At 55.7% G+C, this 22,070-nt stretch carries 21 protein-coding genes and 1 riboswitch; of the genes, 13 read left to right on the forward strand and 8 right to left on the reverse strand.

Annotated elements, in window-relative coordinates; genetic code table 11:
• Positions 1-45 precede the first annotated feature (45 nt).
• Together folB and bacA are read left to right on the forward strand one after the other, a co-directional pair.
• The gene (folB, locus tag PAGR_RS03570) at positions 46-405 is read left to right on the forward strand and encodes a bifunctional dihydroneopterin aldolase/7,8-dihydroneopterin epimerase (RefSeq protein ID WP_013027255.1); all 360 of its coding nucleotides are present in this window, start codon (positions 46-48) and stop codon (positions 403-405) included.
• A gap of 194 nt (positions 406-599) precedes the next feature.
• A complete protein-coding gene (gene bacA / locus PAGR_RS03575; RefSeq protein WP_014594643.1) occupies positions 600-1,418 on the forward strand; it encodes an undecaprenyl-diphosphate phosphatase in 819 nt (272 codons plus the stop codon).
• Between the two features lie 34 nt (positions 1,419-1,452).
• On the opposite strand, the gene PAGR_RS03580 is transcribed toward bacA, so the two are convergent.
• On the reverse strand, positions 1,453-2,670 hold the full coding sequence (locus PAGR_RS03580; protein ID WP_014605024.1) for a multifunctional CCA addition/repair protein: 1,218 nt from the start codon (positions 2,668-2,670) through the stop codon (positions 1,453-1,455).
• A gap of 156 nt (positions 2,671-2,826) precedes the next feature.
• On the reverse strand, positions 2,827-3,447 hold the full coding sequence (locus PAGR_RS03585) for a TIGR04211 family SH3 domain-containing protein (protein ID WP_014605025.1): 621 nt from the start codon (positions 3,445-3,447) through the stop codon (positions 2,827-2,829).
• Between the two features lie 266 nt (positions 3,448-3,713).
• Between PAGR_RS03585 and PAGR_RS03590 the strand changes: the two genes are divergently transcribed.
• The 3 genes from PAGR_RS03590 (at position 3,714) to hldE (ending at position 9,401) form a co-directional block, all read left to right on the forward strand.
• Entirely contained in the window at positions 3,714-5,024 is a 1,311-nt protein-coding gene (locus PAGR_RS03590; protein WP_013027251.1) for a CYTH domain-containing protein, read from the forward strand.
• Positions 5,025-5,053: 29 nt separating this feature from the next.
• Complete coding sequence (glnE, locus tag PAGR_RS03595) at positions 5,054-7,906, forward strand: bifunctional [glutamate--ammonia ligase]-adenylyl-L-tyrosine phosphorylase/[glutamate--ammonia-ligase] adenylyltransferase (RefSeq protein ID WP_014605026.1); 2,853 nt, start codon at positions 5,054-5,056, stop codon at positions 7,904-7,906.
• 70 nt (positions 7,907-7,976) lie between these two features.
• Complete coding sequence (gene hldE, locus PAGR_RS03600) at positions 7,977-9,401, forward strand: bifunctional D-glycero-beta-D-manno-heptose-7-phosphate kinase/D-glycero-beta-D-manno-heptose 1-phosphate adenylyltransferase HldE (RefSeq protein ID WP_014605027.1); 1,425 nt, start codon at positions 7,977-7,979, stop codon at positions 9,399-9,401.
• A gap of 36 nt (positions 9,402-9,437) precedes the next feature.
• On the opposite strand, the gene ubiK is transcribed toward hldE, so the two are convergent.
• Positions 9,438-9,770, reverse strand: coding sequence for a ubiquinone biosynthesis accessory factor UbiK (gene ubiK, locus PAGR_RS03605; RefSeq protein WP_013027248.1), 333 nt, complete (start codon positions 9,768-9,770; stop codon positions 9,438-9,440).
• A 171-nt stretch (positions 9,771-9,941) separates the two neighbouring features.
• Positions 9,942-10,090, forward strand: a riboswitch (FMN riboswitch).
• A gap of 110 nt (positions 10,091-10,200) precedes the next feature.
• Between ubiK and ribB the strand changes: the two genes are divergently transcribed.
• Together ribB and ygiD are read left to right on the forward strand one after the other, a co-directional pair.
• A complete protein-coding gene (gene ribB, locus PAGR_RS03610; RefSeq protein WP_014605028.1) occupies positions 10,201-10,857 on the forward strand; it encodes a 3,4-dihydroxy-2-butanone-4-phosphate synthase in 657 nt (218 codons plus the stop codon).
• 183 nt (positions 10,858-11,040) lie between these two features.
• Positions 11,041-11,823 (forward strand): 4,5-DOPA-extradiol-dioxygenase, encoded by a 783-nt coding sequence (ygiD, locus tag PAGR_RS03615; RefSeq protein WP_014605029.1) that lies wholly within the window; start codon positions 11,041-11,043, stop codon positions 11,821-11,823.
• Between the two features lie 38 nt (positions 11,824-11,861).
• Here ygiD and PAGR_RS03620 read toward each other — a convergent pair whose 3' ends face one another.
• From PAGR_RS03620 to tolC, 3 genes are all read right to left on the reverse strand, one after another.
• On the reverse strand, positions 11,862-13,022 hold the full coding sequence (locus PAGR_RS03620) for a glutathionylspermidine synthase family protein (RefSeq protein WP_014594637.1): 1,161 nt from the start codon (positions 13,020-13,022) through the stop codon (positions 11,862-11,864).
• Positions 13,023-13,030: 8 nt separating this feature from the next.
• Positions 13,031-13,702 (reverse strand): DUF1190 family protein, encoded by a 672-nt coding sequence (locus tag PAGR_RS03625; protein WP_013027244.1) that lies wholly within the window; start codon positions 13,700-13,702, stop codon positions 13,031-13,033.
• Between the two features lie 142 nt (positions 13,703-13,844).
• Entirely contained in the window at positions 13,845-15,314 is a 1,470-nt protein-coding gene (gene tolC, locus PAGR_RS03630) for an outer membrane channel protein TolC (protein WP_014605030.1), read from the reverse strand.
• Positions 15,315-15,525: 211 nt separating this feature from the next.
• On the opposite strand from tolC, the gene nudF reads away from it, so the two are divergent.
• The 5 genes from nudF to parE are packed head-to-tail and all read left to right on the forward strand — an operon-like array spanning position 15,526 to position 19,982.
• Positions 15,526-16,161, forward strand: a complete 636-nt coding sequence (nudF, locus tag PAGR_RS03635) for an ADP-ribose diphosphatase (protein ID WP_013027242.1) — start codon at positions 15,526-15,528, stop codon at positions 16,159-16,161.
• Positions 16,158-16,583: a DUF1249 family protein gene (locus PAGR_RS03640; RefSeq protein ID WP_014605031.1), complete on the forward strand. Its 426-nt coding sequence runs from the start codon at positions 16,158-16,160 to the stop codon at positions 16,581-16,583. The genes nudF and PAGR_RS03640 overlap by 4 nt, the downstream gene beginning before the upstream one ends.
• 42 nt (positions 16,584-16,625) lie before the next feature.
• Positions 16,626-17,453, forward strand: coding sequence for a 3',5'-cyclic-AMP phosphodiesterase (gene cpdA / locus PAGR_RS03645; RefSeq protein WP_014605032.1), 828 nt, complete (start codon positions 16,626-16,628; stop codon positions 17,451-17,453).
• A 3-nt stretch (positions 17,454-17,456) separates the two neighbouring features.
• Positions 17,457-18,038, forward strand: a complete 582-nt coding sequence (gene yqiA, locus PAGR_RS03650) for an esterase YqiA (protein WP_013027239.1) — start codon at positions 17,457-17,459, stop codon at positions 18,036-18,038.
• A gap of 48 nt (positions 18,039-18,086) precedes the next feature.
• On the forward strand, positions 18,087-19,982 hold the full coding sequence (gene parE, locus PAGR_RS03655; RefSeq protein WP_014594634.1) for a DNA topoisomerase IV subunit B: 1,896 nt from the start codon (positions 18,087-18,089) through the stop codon (positions 19,980-19,982).
• 60 nt (positions 19,983-20,042) lie between these two features.
• Here parE and PAGR_RS03660 read toward each other — a convergent pair whose 3' ends face one another.
• Positions 20,043-20,351, reverse strand: a complete 309-nt coding sequence (locus PAGR_RS03660) for a putative quinol monooxygenase (protein ID WP_013027237.1) — start codon at positions 20,349-20,351, stop codon at positions 20,043-20,045.
• 31 nt (positions 20,352-20,382) lie between these two features.
• On the reverse strand, positions 20,383-20,964 hold the full coding sequence (locus PAGR_RS03665; protein WP_014605033.1) for an NAD(P)H-dependent oxidoreductase: 582 nt from the start codon (positions 20,962-20,964) through the stop codon (positions 20,383-20,385).
• A 113-nt stretch (positions 20,965-21,077) separates the two neighbouring features.
• On the opposite strand from PAGR_RS03665, the gene PAGR_RS03670 reads away from it, so the two are divergent.
• Positions 21,078-21,890: a transporter substrate-binding domain-containing protein gene (locus tag PAGR_RS03670; protein WP_013027235.1), complete on the forward strand. Its 813-nt coding sequence runs from the start codon at positions 21,078-21,080 to the stop codon at positions 21,888-21,890.
• Positions 21,891-22,070: the final 180 nt, after the last annotated feature.

Below are 22,070 nucleotides of genomic sequence, written 5' to 3' on the forward strand. Positions count from 1 at the left end.
TGCCGGAAGTGGTATCCGGCGCGACCAAAAACAGAGAGCATCATCATGGATATCGTCTTTATAGAACAACTCACCGTCTTCACCACGATAGGGGTTTACGACTGGGAGCAGGGAATTCAGCAGAAGCTGGTGATCGATGTAGAAATGGCGTGGGATAACCGTCAGGCCGCCGCCAGCGACGATGTGAAAGACTGCCTGAGCTATGCCGATGTCTCAGAAGCGATTCTGTCGCATCTGACGGGACAGCGTTTTGCGTTGGTGGAGCGCGTAGCGGAAGAAATTGCGGATCTGTTGATGAACCGTTTCAATTCACCTGGCGTGCGCATCAGGGTAGCAAAACCGGGCGCGGTGGCTCAGGCAGCGCAGGTTGGCGTGCGAATTGAGCGCGGGACTATTCCTAAATAATTACGATGTGATTGCCATCACAATGAAACCAAACCAAATTACTGTTTGTCTCAGCACGTGCCGTTTCGTTACGACAGACTAAACGGCAGTTGAGCTTAAGGTTTTACTCAGACTTAAGCAGATAAGATTTAAGGCGATAGCGCAACAGCTAGCGCCTTTTTCATGATTTTAAAACGGACAGAGGGAATACATTGATGGCAGATCTTCATCAGCTGTGGGTAGCTGCAATCCTGGGCGTGGTAGAAGGGTTAACCGAGTTCTTACCGGTCTCTTCTACCGGGCACATGATTATAGTGGGGCACCTGCTGGGCTTTGAGGGCGACAAAGCAGAAACCTTTGAAGTGGTCATTCAGTTAGGTTCCATTCTTGCCGTCGTCGTGATGTTCTGGCGGCGTTTGTTTGGATTGATCGGCATTCACTTTGGTGAAGTTAAACATGAAGGTGTCGGGACAGGTCGGTTAACCCTGATCCATATCCTGTTGGGCATGATCCCTGCGGTGGTGGTTGGTCTGGCGCTGCACGATCAGATTAAAACGTTGTTTAATCCGATTAACGTCATGTATGCGCTGGTGGTCGGGGGCTTACTGCTGCTGGCAGCGGAATTCCTGAAACCGAAACAGCCAAAATCGCCAGGTATTGATGATATCACCTATCGTCAGGCGTTTATGATTGGCTGCTTCCAGTGTCTGGCGCTGTGGCCGGGCTTCTCGCGTTCGGGCGCCACCATTTCAGGCGGGATGCTGATGGGCGTGAGCCGCTATGCCGCATCCGAGTTCTCGTTTATCCTGGCCGTACCGATGATGATCGGGGCGACAGGGCTGGATATCTATAAAAGCCTCGGCTTCCTGACGATGGCCGACTTCCCGATGTTTGCGGTGGGCTTTATCACCGCATTCGTTGTCGCGTTGCTGGCCATCAAAGTGTTCCTGGAGCTGATCAAACGCATCTCTTTCGTGTCATTTGCCATCTACCGCTTTATCGTGGCGGGCGCGGTGTACATGATTTTCATGTAAGCCACAGGGTAACGCGGTCGGGCAACTGGCCGCGTTACGCTAAGCCCTGTTCGACAGCCTCAATACGACGTCGCGTGAGCTCTTCCCGCACCTCTATCCCTTTAAATCCCGCCTCCACGACCGCCTTAGATGGCACGGCCTGAGCCAGGGCAAACGCACGTCGCAGGTAGTTGCCCTGAGGATAAGGCATGTTGGCAAGGCCACCGCGTCCGCGGGCATCCGCTTCGCTGCACAGCGCCAGTTGGTTAACCCGCTCGGGTTTGCGCCAGGCGTCAAGGCGGTCAAATAAGCCAATCAACGCGTCGGCAGGGCGCTGCTCAATGGTATGCATCATGTCGTGAAACTCCGTGACCAGCAGCGCCAGATCACGGATCGCATTCGGCACGCGTAGCCGTTGACACAGCGCGGCGACCAGCGGAACGCCTGCCGGGCCATGTCCGTGATGGCTGGGCCATTTTTCCACCGGCGTTAAGGCTTTACCGACATCGTGAAACAGCGTCGCAAAGCGCACGTCAATCGCTTCCGACAGGCCAGCAGACAGGGTTAACGCCATCAGCGTGTGAACCCCGGTATCAATTTCCGGGTGCCATCGGGCGGGCGCCGGCACGCCGAACAGGTTATCGATTTCCGGAAACAGTCCCTGCAATGCGCCGCAGTCGCGCAGTACCTGGAAGTAAACCTGGGGATTATGGGAGGACAGGGCTTTTTCCGTCTCTTTCCAGACGCGTTCGGCCGTGAGATCGGCCAGCTCGCCGCTCTCTGCCATTTGTCGCATCAGCGCCTGCGTTTCGTCGGCAATACGAAAATTAAGGTGGGCGAAGCGCGCGGCAAAACGCGCGACGCGCAGGACGCGCAGGGGATCTTCACTAAAGGCATCGGAAACGTGGCGCAGCTGCCGGTCGGCAATATCCTGCTGTCCGTGGTAGGGATCGTAAAGCTCGCCTTGATCGTCGCGGGCAATGGCGTTAATCGTCAAATCGCGGCGCTGTAAATCCTGCTCCAGCGTGACGTCTGGCGCCGACCAGGTCGTGAACCCGGTGTAGCCTTTGCCGTTCTTCCGTTCGGTACGCGCCAGCGCATACTCTTCCCGGCTGTCGGGATGCAGAAACACGGGGAAGTCGCGGCCGACCTGCTGGTAGCCTTGTTCCAGCATGGCTTCCGGGGTCGCGCCTACCACAACCCAGTCTTTGTCTTTAACCGGCAACTTCAACAGCGCATCGCGCACTGCACCGCCAACAAGAAACGTCTTCACGCACAACTCCAGAGATAAATAAGTGATCTGCGCGTCTGTGGGCTTCCGGCACCTGAATCCAGACGGGCACAAACTCTATTGTTGCACAAATTCGACATATTGCAGACAGGCCAAGAGGGGCATCTTACGATCCCCTGATAGCGAGCGGTGGTAAAACTAGTTCATCCAGCGATCGTTTTTCTTACGGCGCGGCACCATGTGCGGTAACAGTAGCCCCAGCAGCAGGCCGACGCCTAGCACGCCGCCACCATACATAAACCACTGCATGATGATCGTACGCTGTTTGTCATCCAACTGAACGTTAGCGGCGCTGACTTTCTTCTGCGCCACGATCAGTTCGTTTTTCAGCTTCTGATTTTGCTCTTTTAAGCCGTTGATCACGCTGTCGCTGCTGGCCACTTTGTTCTGCATTTCGGCGGTGCGCTGATTCCAGCTGTTATCAATATTGGCTAACTTGGCGGTCAGGTCTTTAACCTGTTGTTCCAGCTGCGGTACCCGGGTGCGCAGGCTGGGATTTTCACTCAGCTGCGACAGGGGGATCCAGACGGTGCGGCCTTCGGCATCGCGTACCTGGCCATATTTGGTGGCATCATTGGTCTGCAGCAGCTGTACCTGTTCACCCGCATTCAGCTTGCCCAGCAGGCGAAACTGGTCGCCGGGACCGCTACGAACCCAGGTGGATAATTCGTCAGAAACGTAACGTTTTTCATCGGCGTGAGCAGGTGCAAGGGTGCTGAGGGCCAGCAAAGTGATTCCAGCGATTGTGATTTTTTTCATTAGATTTCGTTTTGCTTAAAAATTAAAGATAATTTACCGGCACAGTCTGTAGAGGCTTCGCGTAAATCTGAATGAGAACTATCCTGGTCTCATGACAGTGCGAAAAGGGTAGCGAAAGCACAAAGAAAGCAGAGACAGTCCGGCTTCTGTGCATTACTCTTCGCCTGAAAACCCTAACCTTCAGCTCAGTGGATGCAGCAGAAGATAACCTTAAACAGGCAGGGAATATATCCTTAAGTGCCAGCGGCGTTAGTGAATAAAAAAATATGACCATCGAAATCGAACTTAAGTTCATTGCTAAACCCAATGCTGCCGGGAAACTGGCAGAACGGCTGGCGGCGTTTCCGCATCAGCACCAGGCTGCCCGTCAGCTGACCAATATCTATTTTGAAACCGACGATAATCAGTTACGTCGTTGGAATATGGGATTGCGCATTCGGGGCGTTGATCAACGCTACGAAATGACGCTGAAAACCGCCGGCAAAACGCTGGGTGGGCTACATCAGCGCGGTGAATACAACGTTGACCTCACTGAGCCAACGCTGGACATCAGCCGTCTGCCCGCAGACATCTGGCCGGAAGGAACGGATGTGGCAGCGCTACAGCAGCGTCTGCAGCCGCTGTTCAGTACCCATTTTGAACGAGAGATCTGGGTAGTCACGGCGGGCAGTAGTGAAATAGAAATTGCCTGCGATCGGGGCGACGTGACGGCGGGGGAGTTGAGCGAACCTCTGTCAGAGGTTGAGCTTGAGCTAAAAGGTGGCCAGCGCAGCGAGTTGCTGACCTTTGCTCAGCAGTTAGTGGCCGTGGGCGACCTGCGGATGGGCAGCCTGAGCAAGGCGGCGCGCGGCTATCAGTTAGCCAAAGGTAATCCCTCGCGTGAGGTAACCGCCTTTCCGCTGTTAAAAGCCGGGGCGAAAGCCACGGTGGAAGAGGGCATGGCGGCGGCCATGGCGGCAGGCCTTCACCACTGGCAATATCATGAAGAAGTGTGGCTGCGTGGCAATAAGCGCGCCAGAGAAGCGGTTCGTGAGGCGCTGGATGTTCTGCGTCAGGCGTTTGCGCTGTTTGGGGCGGTAGTCCCGCGCAAGGCCAGTAGCGAGCTGCGTCAGAAGCTGACCACGCTGGAAGAAACGCTGCTGAATGAAGATGTCGATGCCGACAGCTTCTGTTTTTCGGCTCTCTCGGTAGAGACCCAGTTAGCACTTACTCACTGGTTGGCCGAGGCGCACTGGCGGCAGTGGATTGATGAAAAGGGGCAAACCAAGCTCAACGGTTCCTTTAAACGCTTTGGCGATATCATGCTGGGCCGCATCAATGCCGATCTGAAAGAAACCTTCAGCACCGTCCATCAGGTGAATGAGTATCAGGACAAGGCCACGCGTCTGGATCGACAGCTGCTGGCGGTGCATTTGCTGGCGGGCGCTTACTCGCCGGATGCCGTTCACGACTGGCTGGCGCCGTGGCAGCAGCTGCAGCGCGCAATCAGGGAACAGCAGCACGCCAGCCTGGACTGGTTAACGGCGCAGGCGATGAAACAGTCACCCTTTTGGTTAACCAGCGGTTCGCCACGCTAAGTCATACAGCACGCTATCAGGGAGAGAAAATGTTGCCATCCTTACCCACCGTATTGCGCACCCAGGCCGCGCGGGCAGTTGAACAGCTCGGTCTTGCGGATACCGCTCTCAGCGAGGCGCAGCTTGCCGGTCTGGCCTTCAGCGACTTTGTGCTGGATAACCTGCAGCAGAATCCGCACTGGTGGCAGGAGATTGCCGCACAGTCGCCCGAGGCCGACGAGTGGCAGCAGTATACGCAGTGGCTGGGCAGAGACATGGCGGCGGTGGACAGTGAAGCCAGCCTGATGCGCGTGCTGCGCCTGTTTCGCCGCCGCATGCTGGTTCGCATTGCCTGGATGCAGTGCTTGCAGCTTGCCACGACAGAGCAGACGCTGCAGCAGCTGAGCGTATTAGCCGAGGTGCTGATCGACGCCGCGCGCCACTGGGTTTATCAGGACTGCTGTCGCGAATTCGGCACGCCCTGCAATGCCGCGGGTGAACCACAGCCGCTGCTGATCCTCGGAATGGGCAAGCTGGGCGGCGGCGAGCTGAATTTCTCCTCCGATATCGATCTGATTTTTGCCTGGCCGGAAAACGGCACCACGCGCGGCGGTCGCCGCGAACTCGACAATGCGCAGTTTTTTACCCGCATGGGCCAGCGTCTGATCAAAGTACTCCATCAGCCCACGGCCGACGGCTTTGTTTACCGGGTCGATATGCGCCTGCGCCCGTTTGGCGACAGCGGGCCGCTGGTCATGAGCTTTGCCGCCCTGGAAGATTATTACCAGGAGCAGGGCCGCGACTGGGAGCGCTACGCCATGGTGAAGGCGCGGCTGATGGGCGATGAGCAGGATCGCTGGAGCCAGGAACTGCAGCAGATGCTGCGGCCCTTTGTTTATCGCCGCTACATCGATTTCAGCGTCATCCAGTCGTTACGCAATATGAAAGCGATGATCGCGCGTGAAGTGCGTCGCCGCGGGCTGAAAAACAACATCAAGCTGGGCGCGGGCGGGATTCGCGAAACAGAATTTATCGTGCAGGTTTTTCAGTTGATTCGTGGTGGACGTGAGCGCTCGCTTCAGCTCCGGGCCTTGATACCTACGCTGTCTGCTATTGAATCTCTGGCGTTACTGCCACCCGAGCAGGTTGCGGCATTGCGCGCGGCTTATCTGTTTCTGCGTCGGCTGGAAAACCTGTTGCAAAGTCTGGCGGACGAACAAACGCAAACGCTGCCGGAAGAGGCGTTACCCCGCGCCCGGCTGGCGTGGGCGATGGGCTGTGATGACTGGGCTGCGCTGAGCGCCCGGCTGGAAACGCATATGGCCGCCGTGCGTGCCATCTTCGATGAGTTAATCGGTGAGGATACGCCGGATGTGGGCGATCGCCCCGAACTGGCCGACTTTAACATGCTGTGGCACGACAGCCTGGAAGACACTGAGCTGGCCCCGCTGGTGCCACAACTGGATACCACGCAGTGTCATGCTCTCAATCAGGCGCTGGAAGCGTTTCGCCAGGATATCGGTCACCGCACTATCGGCCCGCGCGGCCGTCAGGCGCTGGATCAGCTGATGCCTCAACTGCTGAGTGAAGTCTGTTCACGCAGCGATGCCGCGGTGACCTTCAGCCGCCTGGCGCCGTTGCTGCTGAGCGTTCTGACCCGCAGTACCTACCTTGAGCTGCTCACCGAGTATCACGGCGCGTTGCGTCACCTGATTCGTCTTTGCGCAGCCTCACCGATGGTGGCCAGCCAGCTGGCACGTTATCCGCTGTTACTGGATGAGCTGCTTGATCCCGCCACGCTCTATCAGCCAACCGCTACGGATGCCTACCGGGATGAGCTGCGTCAGTACCTGATGCGCATTCCTGCGGATGATGAAGAGCAGCAGCTTGAAGCATTACGCCAGTTTAAACAGGCACAGTTATTACGCATCGCGGCGGCGGATATTGCGGGCACGTTGCCGGTGATGAAAGTGAGCGATCACTTAACCTGGCTGGCCGAGGCCATTATCGAATCGGTGGTGCAGCAGGCGTGGAATATGATGGTGCAGCGCTATGGCCCACCGTCACACCTTGTGCATGAACACGAGCGGGGCTTCACGGTATTGGGCTATGGCAAGCTGGGCGGATGGGAACTGGGCTACAGCTCCGATCTCGATCTGGTTTTCCTGCACGACTGCCCGATGGAAGCCGTCACGCAGGGCGAGCGCAGCATAGACGGACGGCAGTTTTACCTGCGGCTGGCGCAGCGCATCATGCATCTGTTCAGCACCCGTACGTCGTCCGGCATTTTGTACGAAGTGGATGCGCGACTGCGGCCTTCGGGCGCGGCTGGCATGCTGGTCAGTACTTTTGAAGCCTTCGACGACTATCAGCGCAACGAAGCCTGGACGTGGGAGCATCAGGCGCTGGTCCGCGCCCGCGTGGTGTTCGGTGAGCCCGATCTGAGCGCGCGTTTTAGCGCCATTCGCCGTGCGATCCTCTGTCTGCCGCGCGATGCGGCAGCGTTGCAAACGGAAGTCAGAGAGATGCGTGACAAAATGCGCGCGCACCTGAGCAACAAGCACAAGGGCCGCTGGGAGATCAAAACAGACGAAGGCGGCATTACGGATATTGAATTCATCGCCCAGTACCTGGTGCTGCGCTATGCGGCGGAGCAGCCCGACCTGACGCGCTGGTCAGACAATGTGCGGATTTTTGAACGGATGGCAATCCACCACAAAATGTCTGACGAGGAAGCGGCAGCGCTCACGCATGCTTATGTCACGCTGCGCGATGCGCTGCATCATCTGGCGCTTCAGGAGCAGCCCGGGCATGTTGAACCTGACGCCTTTGCGCAGGAAAAAGAGTCGGTGAACACCAGCTGGCAGCGATGGCTACAGTCACCACACTCTCTCACGGCGTGATGCTGATAGCACCTGTCGCAACTGTGTTATCATCCGCGCACTATTTTGAATGCAGTCTGGAGTGTCTGGAATGAAAGTTACTCTGCCCGCGTTCGGCCAGGCCTCGGTGCTGGTCGTTGGCGATGTCATGTTGGATCGTTACTGGTACGGCCCCACCAGCCGTATTTCGCCTGAAGCGCCGGTGCCGGTGGTCAAGGTGGAAACCGTTGAAGAACGCCCAGGCGGCGCCGCTAACGTGGCAATGAACATTGCTGCGCTGGGGGCGGGTTCCCGTCTGATCGGACTGACCGGAGAAGACGATGCGGCTCAGGTACTGAGTAAAACGCTGAAGGATGTTCGTGTTGACTGCGATTTTGTCACCTTAAAAAGCCATCCCACCATTACCAAACTGCGCGTCCTCTCTCGCAACCAACAGCTCATCCGTCTGGACTTCGAAGAGGGATTTGAGCAGGTGGACGCCGCCCCGATGCACGAAAAAATGCGCCAGTCACTGTCCCGTAGCGGTGCGGTGGTGCTGTCGGATTACGGCAAAGGCGCACTGGACAGCGTTCAGCAGATGATCGCGCTGGCACGCGAGGCGAATGTACCGGTGTTGATCGATCCGAAAGGCACGGATTTTGCGCGCTACCGCGGGGCGACGCTGCTGACGCCTAATCTGTCTGAGTTCGAAGCCGTGGTGGGCAAATGCAAGACAGAGAATGAGATTGTGGAACGTGGCATGAAGCTGATCGCCGACTGCGACCTTTCCGCCCTGCTGGTCACGCGGTCTGAAAACGGCATGTCGCTGCTGCAGCCGGGTAAAGCGCCCCTGCATTTGCCGACCCAGGCGCAGGAAGTGTTTGACGTGACCGGCGCCGGGGATACCGTCATTGGCGTGCTGGCCGCTGCTTTAGCCGCAGGGGATTCGCTGGAAGAAGCCTGTTTTCTGGCTAACGCCGCTGCAGGCGTGGTGGTTGGGAAGTTGGGGACATCAACCGTCAGCATCGTGGAGCTGGAAAACGCCATTCGTGCGCGTCCAGAGCGCGGTTTTGGCATCATGACTGAATCCGAGCTGAAAGAGGCCGTCGCCATGGCGCGTCAGCGCGGCGAAAAAGTGGTGATGACCAACGGCGTCTTCGACATTCTGCATGCCGGCCATGTTTCCTACCTTGCCAACGCGCGCAAGCTGGGCGATCGCCTGATTGTCGCGGTAAACAGCGATGCGTCCACCAAACGCCTCAAAGGCGACAGCCGTCCGGTGAACCCGCAGGAAAACCGTATGATCGTGCTGGGTGCGCTGGAAGCGGTAGACTGGGTCGTGCTGTTTGAAGAAGACACGCCACAGCGCTTAATCGCCAGCGTATTGCCCGATCTGTTGGTAAAAGGCGGGGATTACAAACCGGAAGATATCGCGGGCAGCCAGGAAGTCTGGGCCAATGGCGGTGACGTGCGGGTGCTGAACTTTGAAGATGGCATCTCGACCACCAATATCATCAAAACCATTCGCGGCGACTGAGTCATGGCGGCGGGAGCCCGGGCTCCCGCCCGCCCTTTATTTAGCCGGTTTGTCAGCAGGATGTGCGGCTGGCACGATGGCCGGTGCCGGGCCAGGTGTGCTGGTGGCAGCGGGCGCGGCAGACGCTGAACTCTTGCTTTCCAGCTGAGCGAGACGCTGTTCCAGCGCCGCCAGTTTTTCACGCGTACGCAGTAAAACCTGAGTCTGGACATCAAACTCTTCACGGTTGACCAGATCCATGCGGGTCATTTGTGCCTGCAGCGTCTGCCGGATTTTCTTCTCGACATCATCGCCAAATTCACGAACTCCCTTCGGCAGCGCGTCATGAACCTGACGGGCCATTTGTTCAATTTTTTTCGTGTCGATCATGATGGTTTCCTGGTTACGGGTTGCTATGGCAGCATTGTACCAACGCTAGAGTCACTTAAGTGTAATGCCTGAATTGAAAAGGTTAAACCTGAAATCCTTAGCGCAAAAAATGCTAAAGCAATAATGGCTTTGTGGATTGCCGCCCCGAATAGGAAGCGTTATAGTTAAAACGCTTATTCTCAGGGCGGGGCGAAATTCCCCACCGGCGGTAAATCAGCCCAGGCTGACAGCCCGCGAGCGCTTCACTGTGATGGTGAAGGTCAGCAGATCCGGTGAAATTCCGGGGCCGACGGTTAAAGTCCGGATGGGAGAGGGTAACGACATCTGTCAGGCATTATGTCTGTTTTGCGTCATTGCTACGTCTATACGGCGTCACTCCTAAGCTTGCCCTGATTCTGGTAACCCAATACATTTAAAAGGTTTTATTACCATGAATCAGACTCTACTTTCTGAATTTGGCACGCCGAAACAGCGTGTAGAACGTGCTATCGCCGCACTCCGTGAAGGACGCGGTGTGATGGTGCTCGACGATGAAGATCGTGAAAACGAAGGCGATATGATTTTCGCTGCCGAAACCATGACCGTCGAGCAGATGGCTCTCACTATTCGCCACGGCAGCGGTATCGTGTGTCTCTGCCTGACCGAAGAACGCCGCCAGCAGCTGGCATTACCGATGATGGTGGAAAACAACACCAGCGCCTATGGCACAGGGTTTACCGTGACCATCGAAGCGGCGAAGGGCGTCACCACCGGCGTATCCGCGCAGGATCGCATCACTACCATTCGCACGGCGATTGCCGATAACGCCAAACCCGAAGATCTGAACCGTCCGGGCCACGTTTTTCCCCTGCGTGCCCATGATGGTGGTGTTCTGACCCGCGGCGGTCATACTGAAGCGACCATCGATCTGGTCACGCTGGCGGGCTTTAAACCTGCAGGCGTCCTGTGTGAACTGACCAACGACGACGGCTCTATGGCGCATGCGCCTGAAGTGATCCTGTTCGCGAAACAGCATGCGATGCCGGTCGTGACGATCGAAGATCTGGTTGCCTATCGTCGCGAGAACGAAACGCGTCAGGCCAGCTAAACGGCTTACTGTCAGGCCAGAAATACTGGCCTGATTGCTTCACCTCTTCCCCCATCCTTCCTGCTTATCTGACTCATCTCTTTCGTTCAAATTTCCTGACAGAGAACATCATGCTTATCCGCGTGATAACCCCTGCAAACAGCGTATCGTAGTGCTCATAGAGTGAACACATTAAGGATCGCTATGAGCCAGTTACGTATGCCAGCACTGTTTTTGGGACACGGCAGCCCGATGAATGCGTTAGAAGAAAACCGTTACACCGAAGCCTGGCGTAAAGCCGGTGCCACGCTGCCACGACCGCGGGCCATCCTGGCCATTTCGGCTCACTGGTACACCCAGGGAACGGCGGTCACAGCGATGGAAAACCCGCGCACCATTCATGACTTTGGCGGTTTTCCGCAGGCGCTTTTTGATACCCGCTATCCCGCGCCGGGTTCGCCTGAACTGGCAAATGAAATTGCTGAGATTTTATCGCCCGTGCCGGTTCATCAGGATCATGCATGGGGATTCGATCACGGCTCGTGGGGCGTGCTGATTAAAATGTATCCTGAGGCTGATATTCCGGTCGTCCAGCTTAGTATCGACAGCGGCAAGCCTGCGGCCTGGCATTTTGAAATGGGGCAAAAACTGTCTGAACTGCGCGATCGCGGCGTGATGATCGTTGCCAGCGGCAATGTGGTACACAACCTGCGTAAGGTGCTGTGGGGCGGCGGAAACGCTTATGACTGGGCGACCGGATTCAACAACTATGTGCGCGATAATCTGGCGGTTGACGCCGGAGCAGATTCCCATCCGTTGGTGAATTTTATGCAGCATCCGGATGCTGCGTTATCCAATCCCACGCCGGAGCACTTCCTGCCGTTGCTGTACGTGCTGGGGTCCCGTCAGCCAGGCGAGGCCGTAACCGTACCTGTTGAAGGTATGGAAATGGGCGCAATCAGTATGCTGTCGGTACAGGTCGGCTAGAGGAAAACCAGGCCAGCGAGCTGGCCTGGAGGAAAGCGCTACTCGATAAACGCGTGCGGATAGAAACGCGAAAGATCCTGGGTGATCAGGTCGCGATCTTCGCGCAGGCCGATGCCCGCAGGCTGATCGTCAATCAACCAGCTACCAATCAGGGTATAGCTGTCGCCAAATTTCGGTAGCGGATGGAACTGCTGGACGATCATGCCTTCTTCGCCGTAAGGACCGTCCACACGGGCGATCTCTTTGCCGTTTTCCACAATACGAATGTTGGCCCCTTCGCGCGAGAACAGTGGCTTAACTACGTATTTCTCCATCGGTGGCACATCGTCTTCGGCAAACCAGGCGGGCAACAGGTTAGGGTGATTAGGGAACATCTCCCACAGCAGAGGCAGCAACGCTTTGTTTGACAGGATGCTCTTCCATGCCGGCTCCAGCCAGCGTACGCCCGCATCGGCCAGCTTGGTAGAAAACATCTCGCGCAGCATGAATTCCCACGGATAAAGCTTAAACAGATTACTGATGACCTGATCCTGGGCGTCAGTAAACTGGCCCTTTTCCCCCAGCCCTATCTCATCAATGTAGAGAAATTCGCTCGGCAGTCCGGCTTCCGTGGCGCAGTCCTGCAAGTATTGCACCGTCCCACGATCTTCATCGGTATCACGACAGCAGGCGAAATGCAGCCAGTTAAACCCCTGTTGCTGATGAAGCACCGTAAAGCGTTCAATGAGTTTCTCTTGCAGGCTGTTGAATTGATCGCTGCCCTGCGGCAGCTGACCGGCATTGAGCTGGTCTTCGAGCCACAGCCACTGGAAAAACGCCGCCTCATACAGCGACGTCGGCGTGTCGGCGTTGTTCTCCAGCAGTTTGGCATCGCTTTTGCCGTCCCATGCGAGGTCGAGGCGCGAATAAAGCGAGGGCTGACGCTGTTGCCATGAATCACGCACGAAGTCCCAGGTATGCTTAGGAATGCGAAATTTGGTGAGCAGCGCTTCACTGTTCACCACTTTTTCCACGACCTGCAGGCACATCTGATGAAGCTCGGCGGTGACGTCCTCAAGATAATCAATCTGCGCCAGCGTGAACTGATAGTAAGCCTCTTCACACCAGTAGGGCTCACCGTGCATGGTGTGAAAACGAAAACCAAACTCCGTGGCTTTTTCCCGCCAGCCCGGGCGCTCTGAAATCGCGATGCGTTGCATAAGCGGGGTTAGCCTCCCAGCGAACGGCTGGAGGTGCCGGACGCGCTGCTGCTACGCTGCATGCTGTTTTGCTTCGCGACCGTTTCACCAAAGCCACCCCGCGTAATCGTTGAGGTGGTGGTCGGTTTAGGCGCCATGGCGGTTTTAGGAACCGTCATGGTTTTACCGGAGGTGGCGTTACCATAGTTACGGCCGGACGCATCAACGAACTGACCGTTAGCCGGGCTGTTTGGCGTTTTGGGTGAGAACAGCGGCTGCTGCGCAAAACCCGCGCCGCCGCCCATCATGCGGCCCATCATATAGCCCGCCATCAGCGGCATCCAGAAGCTGCCGCTTTGCTGCGACTCGGCATTAGTGCTGCCCACGCCAGCCTGTGCAGGCGCCTGCTGACACTGGTTTTCACCAAATTCTGCCACGCAGTCTTCACGTGTGGCGTATTTCGGTGCGGTGCGTTCCGCTTCCTTTTTGGCGTTGTTAAACGCGGTGGTGCATTGCGCACTCTGGCCGGGATTGGCTTTCGTACAATCATCGGCGTTCTGATAGAGCGAGACGGTTTCGTCGTTTTGTTCACAGCCTGCCAGCATAAATACCGCTGATACAGCGATAGCAACAGGCGTTAAGTGTCTTGCTTGCCAGCTCTTACGAAAGGCGGCATAGCGGATCGTTTTAGTCCGTTTCATTATAAATATCCTGTGCCCAAAGGTAGCGCATAGAATAGGGGATGAGTGGCGAGAAATGAAGCTAACGGCCAGGCAGGACGGGGATCTTTACTTAGTTATACGTTTTTAAGAGAAGCGGGCCGCAAAGCGGCCCGCAGGGCGATCAGTTAGCGAAAGGGTTACGGCTGCTTTTGTGGGCGGCCGGGCGCACTGGCGCCGTCGCGGTTTCAGAAGAACTCGCGATGTGATCTTCACCCAGTACCTGCTGAACGTTCTGGGGCTGAACGGTTTCCGGTGAGGTGGAGATCTCTTTGCCTAACTGGCTGTTGAGAATGCCCAGACTCTGCTCGTTCAGCGTGCCCAGCGCATAGCTGATATTTAGCTGATTAATCAGATAGCTGTAACGTGCATCGGACAACTGCTGTTTCGCGTTATACAGGGTTGAGGTGGCGTTCAACACGTCAACGATGGTACGCGTACCGACCTGATAACCGGCTTCCATGGCGTCTAATGAACTCTGCGCAGAGACCACGGCTTGCTTGTACGCCGCAATGCTGCTCGCGGACGCATTCACGTTGTTGTAAGAAGAACGTACCGTCTGAACCGCAGAGCGGTGAGCCGCTTCCAGCTGTTCGCTGGCGCTGACAAAGTTATATTGCGCCTGCTTCACCTGTGAGGTCACGCTGCCACCGCTGTAAAGCGGAAGCGTGAAGCTCAGGCCGACTTTACTGTTTCCTGTAATCGAGTCTGTTGAGTTTGCACTCTGTTCCGCGCGGCTTCCGCCGTATTTGCTGTTAGACAGACCGGTAGACGCGGTCAGATCGAGCGTTGGCAGGTGGCCTGATTCCGCAGAACGAATCTGTTCACGAGCTAAATCCTGATTCAGACGGGCAGAAAGCAGATTAAGGTTACGGCTTTCTGCCTGCTTGAGCAGCGCGTTAACGTCATCAGGTTTGGTGGTTTTAAAGCGATCGATGTTCAGTGAGGCCAGTGCCAGATAGTCCATGCCGGTGATCTGACGCAAAGACTCCACCGAGTTATCCAGATTGTTACGCGCCGTGACTTCATTGGCCAGCACGCTGTCATACTGGGCGCGGGCGTTCTGCACGTCGGTAATGGCCACCAGGCCCACGTTAAAGCGCTGAGTGGTTTGATCCAGCTCGCGGTAGATGGACATCTTCTGTGCTTCGACGTAAGAAAGCGTATCAATGGCTTTCAGCACGTTGAAATAGGCCGTCGCGGTATTCAGAATTAAATCCTGCTGGGCAACCTGATAGGTGACGTCCTGAATACCTGCGGTTTTTTCCTGCAGGGTCAGCGCGCGCCATTTTGACATGTCGAAAATGGTTTGCGTCAATTGCAGTGTGCCACTGGTCGTGTTGGAATGAATACCGCTACTATCACGATAGCCATTTGCATAGCTGTAATCTGCACCCAAACCCAGTTGTGGTAATAAAGGGCTGCGCGCTTCGTTGATTTTCTCAAACGCAGCATCGCGAGTGGCAGCGGAGCTCCGCAGGTCCGGGTTGCTTAAACGCGCTTGTTGGTAAACCTGAAGCAGGTTTTCTGCCTGACTGGCGACGCTGAAACCGCCCAGGCTCAGCCCAATAAATAATGGGAGCAGTTTTTTCATTTGCATTCCTTTTGTTGCAGCAAATCGCAATGATAGTGCCGCCGGTAAGCCAAAAATTATCGCAGATTCTAGCAGAGGGCAACTGTGAGATAAGGTGGCTGAACGTGCCATATTTGCGTGTTTCAGGTAAATAACTCTGTAATGACTGTTTAGATAGTGCCCGGGCTTGTGTTTTATCTGTGTCATCCCAATCTGCAAAAGGAACCAAACGATGAAGGACAATAAAACATCACCTGTGACTTTCACAAAAAATGATGTAGAAATTATTGCACGTGAAACGGCCTATGACGGTTTTTTTTCCATCGTTCGCTACCGTTTTCGCCATCGTCTGTTTAAAGGCGGCATGAGCGGAGAAGTGACGCGTGAAGTTTTTGAGCGCGGCCATGCTGCCGTCCTGCTACCTTATGATCCCATCCGTGATGAAGTGGTGCTGATTGAGCAGATCCGCATTCCGGCCTTCGACTGCAGCCCAACGCCCTGGCTGCTGGAAATGATTGCGGGCATTATTGAACCCGGTGAAACTCCGGAACAGGTGGGGCGCCGTGAAGCATCAGAAGAAGCCGGTCTGACCGTTGGCCGGGTGAAGCCCGTGTTGAACTATCTTGCCAGCCCGGGCGGCACCAGCGAACGTTTATCGGTTATGGTGGGAGAAGTGGATGCCGGCCTGGCAACAGGATGCCATGGCCTGGAGGAAGAGAATGAGGATATTCTTGTGCATGTCGTAAGCCGTGAACAGGCTTACCACTGGGTGGAACAGGGGATTATTGATAACGCGGCATCTGTCATCGCCTTGCAATGGCTGGCACTGCACCATAAAGAACTTCGAGAAGAGTGGACGCAAAAATGAAACAGCGCTATATCCCTGATTTCCCCGAGATGATGCGGCTGTGCGAAACCAATTTCGCCCAGTTACGCCGTCTGCTCCCGCGCGATGACGAGGCAGGCGCATCGGTTAGCTATCAGGTGAGCGGCGCCCGCTATCAGTTAACAATAGAAGAATCAACACGTTACACTACTCTGGTTGAAATTCGCCAGACGGCACCGGCGGTGAGTTACTGGAGCCTGCCTTCCATGTCTGTCAGGCTGTATCATGACGCCATGGTCGCTGAAGTGTGTTCAACACAGCAGATCTATCGGTTTAAAGCGCGTTATGATTACCCGAATAAAAAGATGAATCAGCGTGATGAAAAGCATCAAATCAATCAGTTCCTCGCTGACTGGTTACGCTACTGTCTGACGCATGGCGCCATGGCAGTACCGGCTTGCTGATACGTATAATGCATTGAACGGCGTAGAGACGAAGGAAACGCTTTGGATAGCCTGCTAACTCTTCCTGCGGCAACAGAATCTGGGGTGCGGATTCTGCAAGTGACGGACACGCATTTGTTCGCAGGAAAACACGAATCGCTGCTGGGAGTGAATACCTGGTCGAGTTATGACGCCGTGCTGGACGCGATCATCGCACAACAGCGCGACTATGATCTCATTGTGGCCACCGGCGATCTCTCTCAGGATCACTCGGTCGAAGCCTATCAGCATTTTGTTGAGGGCATTTCGCGCCTGCCAAAACCCTGTGTCTGGCTGCCGGGTAATCATGATTTCCAGCCCGCAATGGTGGATACGCTGGCCAGGGCCGGCATCAACGCGCATAAGCATGTGCTGGTGGGCGAACACTGGCAGGTCGTGCTGCTGGACAGTCAGGTCTTCGGCGTGCCTCATGGCATGTTAAGCGACTATCAGCTCGACTGGCTTGATAACGCCCTCGCGCGCTTTCCCCTGCGTCATACGCTGGTGCTGCTGCACCACCATCCGCTTGCTTCAGGCTGCACCTGGCTTGATCAACACAGTTTGCGCAATCCCCATCAGCTTGATGCCGTGTTACAGCACTATCCGCTGGCAAAGACACTGGTGTGCGGCCATATCCATCAGGAAATGGATGTGGCGTGGCACGGTCGCCGCGTGCTGGCCACGCCTTCCACCTGCGTGCAGTTCAAACCGCACTGCACCAGCTTTACCATTGATACCCTTGCGCCAGGCTGGCGCTGGTTTACGCTGCACAATGACGGTCAGCTTGATACAGAAGTGAACCGGCTCAGCACTCAGGCGTTTTGCCCCGATCTTGATGCCGAAGGATACTGACGGATGAAGGCGCTGCTTTACCTGCACGGCTTTAACAGCTCCCCGCGCTCAGCGAAAGCGACGCTGTTCAAACAGTGGCTGAGTCACAATCATCCCGACATAGAGATGATTGTGCCGCAGCTTCCCACTTTTCCGGCCGAGGCCGCGGCGATGCTGGAAGACATCGTGTTAAGTCACAGCGGGCGTGAAATGGGCCTGGTGGGCTCCTCGCTGGGCGGTTACTACGCGACGTGGCTGTCCCAGTGCTTTATGTTGCCTGCAGTGGTCGTCAACCCTGCCGTGCGGCCGTTCGAGTTGCTGGTGGATTTTTTAGGGGAGAATCAGAATCCCTACACCGGTCAGCAATATGTGTTAGAGTCTCGCCACATTTACGATCTGAAAGTGATGCAGATTGAACCGCTGGAAGCACCTGATTTGTTGTGGTTGCTGCAACAAACCGGCGATGAAGTGCTCGATTACCGCCAGGCGCTCGATTACTACAGCGCGTGCCGTCATACGGTGGAAGAGGGCGGAAATCATGCATTTACTGGATTCGAACGCCATTTCCCGCAAATTCTGGACTTTCTGGGCCTGAATCACGCTTGAGTAACGCGGAAATCGCAACCATTTTCTTCTTCTAATCAGACAGTTACCATGAGTCAATCAAGCTATAATGCGGGTGACATTGAGGTCCTGACTGGCCTTGAGCCGGTTCGCCGTCGCCCGGGAATGTATACCGATACGACGCGCCCTAACCACTTGGGTCAGGAAGTGATTGATAACAGTGTCGATGAGGCACTGGCGGGCCATGCCAGGCGCGTAGAAGTGATTTTACATGCCGATCAGTCGTTAGAAGTGACTGACGACGGACGCGGCATGCCGGTGGATATCCATCCGGAAGAAGGCGTCCCGGCCGTTGAGCTCATCCTGTGCCGGCTGCACGCGGGGGGGAAATTCTCTAATAAAAACTACCAGTTTTCCGGTGGCCTGCACGGCGTCGGCATTTCGGTGGTCAATGCCCTCTCTAAACGTGTTGAAGTCAACGTGCGGCGTAATGGTGAGATCTACAGTATCGCCTTCGAAAACGGTGAAAAAGTGCAGGATCTGACCGTCACGGGCACGGTTGCGAAGCGCAACACCGGCACCAGCGTCCATTTCTGGCCGGATGAGCACTTCTTTGACAGCCCGCGCTTCTCGGTGTCCCGCTTATCACACCTGCTTAAGGCGAAAGCCGTGCTGTGTCCAGGGGTGGAAATTGTCTTCAAAGACAAGCTGAACAATACCGAACAGCGCTGGTGCTACGAAGATGGTCTGACAGATTACCTGTGCGAAGCCGTCAACGGCCTGCCAACCCTGCCAGAGAAGCCCTTCGTCGGAACCTTTGCCGGTGATATCGAAGCGGTGGACTGGGCATTACTGTGGCTGCCGGAAGGCGGTGAGCTGCTGACCGAAAGCTATGTGAACCTGATTCCCACCATGCAGGGCGGTACCCATGTCAACGGTCTGCGTCAGGGATTGCTGGATGCCATGCGTGAGTTTTGTGAATACCGCAATATTCTGCCGCGCGGCGTCAAACTGTCCGCAGAGGATATCTGGGATCGCTGCGCCTATGTGCTGTCAGTAAAAATGCAGGATCCGCAGTTTGCAGGCCAGACAAAAGAGCGTTTATCCTCGCGCCAGTGCGCCGCCTTTGTGTCTGCCGTAGTAAAAGATGCCTTTAGCCTGTGGCTGAATCAGAACGTGCAGGCGGCAGAACAGCTGGCGGAGCTGGCGATCTCCAGCGCCCAGCGCCGTATGCGCGCAGCCAAAAAAGTGGTGCGTAAAAAACTGACCAGCGGCCCGGCACTACCGGGTAAGCTGGCAGATTGCACCGCGCAGGATCTGAATAAAACCGAACTCTTCCTGGTGGAAGGGGATTCGGCGGGCGGATCGGCGAAGCAGGCGCGCGATCGCGAATATCAGGCGATCATGCCGCTTAAAGGTAAGATCCTCAATACGTGGGAAGTCTCGTCCGATGAAGTGCTGGCCTCGCAGGAGGTGCACGATATTTCGGTGGCGATCGGTATCGATCCCGATAGCGAAGATCTCTCACAGCTGCGCTACGGCAAAATCTGTATCCTTGCTGATGCGGACTCGGATGGGCTGCACATCGCCACATTGCTGTGTGCGCTGTTTGTGAAGCACTTCCGCACCCTGGTAAAAAATGGCCACGTCTATGTCGCCATGCCGCCGCTGTATCGCATCGATCTGGGCAAAGAAGTGTATTACGCGCTGGATGAAGACGAGAAAGAGGGCGTACTGGAGCAGCTGAAGCGCAAGAAGGGCAAGCCAAACGTGCAGCGCTTTAAAGGGCTGGGTGAAATGAACCCGCTGCAGCTGCGCGAAACCACGCTCGATCCCAACACGCGCCGTCTGGTGCAGCTCACCGTCAGTGACGATGACATTGAACAGACTTTGCGGGTAATGGATATGCTGCTGGCGAAAAAGCGATCCGAAGATCGTCGTAACTGGCTGCAGGAAAAAGGCGATAAAGCGGATATTGAAGTGTAATCCGCAGCCTGATGGAAAAAGCCCCTGAACGGGGCTTTTTTTGTGCGTGTTCCGCCAGGATTATTTACCCGGCTCCAGCACCAGAATTTTCACGTCAGTCACATAGTCTTTAATCGCCGTACGATGGGCTTCCATATGCGGCATCTGCTGATGCTGATCAAGATGGCGCAGGGTTTCCCACTGCTCCAGCATAAAAATCGAATCAGGTGAATTGTGTTTCCAGGGCACCTGCGCCTGGTGATCGACCAGAGGGCTGTACTGATGGCAGCCTTCTTCTTCCAGCACGGTAGGGATCACCTGGTGAAACGCATCCAGCACTTTCTGACGACAGCCCGGCTTAACACAAATTTCAGCAACGACGGTTAACATTTACGTTTCCTCTTTCTGGGTGAAACGCTATTTAAGCAAAAATTTTGCTGAGATGCGTGCGATAACGTGCAATATCACGTGGAACATCCGGCTGTTTCATCACGTCGTTGCAGATAAAGGTCGGCAATGCTTCCATGCCCAGGAACTGATTCGCCTTATGGAAATGCAGATAAAGTCCGTCAACGCCCACGCCTTCAAAGAACTGTTCAGGGGCGGTAAAGGCCTCCAGTGGTGCGTTCCAGGTCAGGGACAGCATATATTTTTTGCCCTGAATCAGTCCGCCTGAACCATATTTTTTTGCGCCGTCGGCACGGGTGCGGCCATCGCTGGCATACAGCTTACCGTGGCCGTCGGTGAAAACCTCGTCGATGTAACGTTTCACGGTCCAGGGTTCACCCATCCACCAGCCCGGCATTTGATAAATCACCACGTCACTGTCGAGATATTTTTGCACCTCATCGGCCACAACATACGCGTGGTCGGCAACGGTGATCGTGACCTCATGGCCCAGATCACGCAGCTGGCTGGCGGCCACCTCGGTCAGCGTATGATTCAGCTCGCCTTTCGAATGGGCGAAGGTTTTACCGCCATCGATAATTAAAATGTTACTCATTAAGCTTGTCTCCCGTATGCGTCAATGGGGGGTAGCTTAGGCCGTGGCGGGCGGGAGAAAAATGCGAGAATGATCACAACACTTTTGCGAATAGCGCAATAACCCCCGAGGTTATGTCACCATACCAGCGCAAACTCACTGCCGAAAAAAATACAATGATGAAAAAAACACTCGTAATCACGTTACTGCTGGTGGCTGGCGGCGCGCAGGCCCAGTCGCGTCTGGACAGCGTTCTTAACACCAAAACCCTGAAAGTCTGTACTACCGGGGACTACAAACCTTACAGCTTCCTGAAACCGGATGGCAGCTATGAAGGGCTGGATATCAGCATGGCTGAATCCCTGGCCGCGTCACTGGGGGCGAAGGTGCAATGGGTACCCACCACCTGGAAAACCCTGATGCAGGACTTTATCGCGAAGCAGTGCGATATCGCCTTGGGTGGCGTATCGGTCACGCTGAAGCGCCAGCAAACGGCCTGGTTTGCGCAGCCGCTGGGCGTGGACGGTAAAATTCCGCTGGTGCGCTGCGCCGATAAGGCGAAGTACCAGACGGTCGAACAGATGAACCAGCCCAGCGTGCGTCTGGTTGAGCCAGCAGGGGGCACGAACGAGGCGTTTGTTCACAGCCACTTACCTCAGGCTGCGTTAACGCTGTTTCACGATAATGTGACCATCTTCCAGCAGCTGGTGGACAATAAAGCCGATGTGATGATCACCGATGCCTCAGAGGCGCTGTATCAGCAAAAACGCTTTCCTTCCCTGTGTGCGCTCAACCCGGATAAACCGCTGCAGTACGGTGAAAAAGCTTACATGATTCCGCGTGATGATATGAGCTGGAAGCAGTATGTCGATCAGTGGCTGCATCTGAGCACCGCGACCGGGGAATATGCGCAGATCGCCCAGCAGTGGATGGGTGTGATGAAGTAAGGCGAAAGCAGGGGGTTTACCTGATGTGTTAACGCCGGGCTTCAAAACTGCAGATAGCCGTCCGAAACGGCGCACATGCGTCACTGTGCCCACCGCCACGGGAGCGGAACAGACAATTCGCAGCGTTGAGCAGAGCGAGGAAGCCAGAATTTGCCCGCAGGACGCGGGCAAAAAGCGGAG

It is taken from the genome of Pantoea ananatis PA13 (assembly GCF_000233595.1).
Classification (GTDB): Bacteria; Pseudomonadota; Gammaproteobacteria; order Enterobacterales; family Enterobacteriaceae; genus Pantoea; species Pantoea ananatis.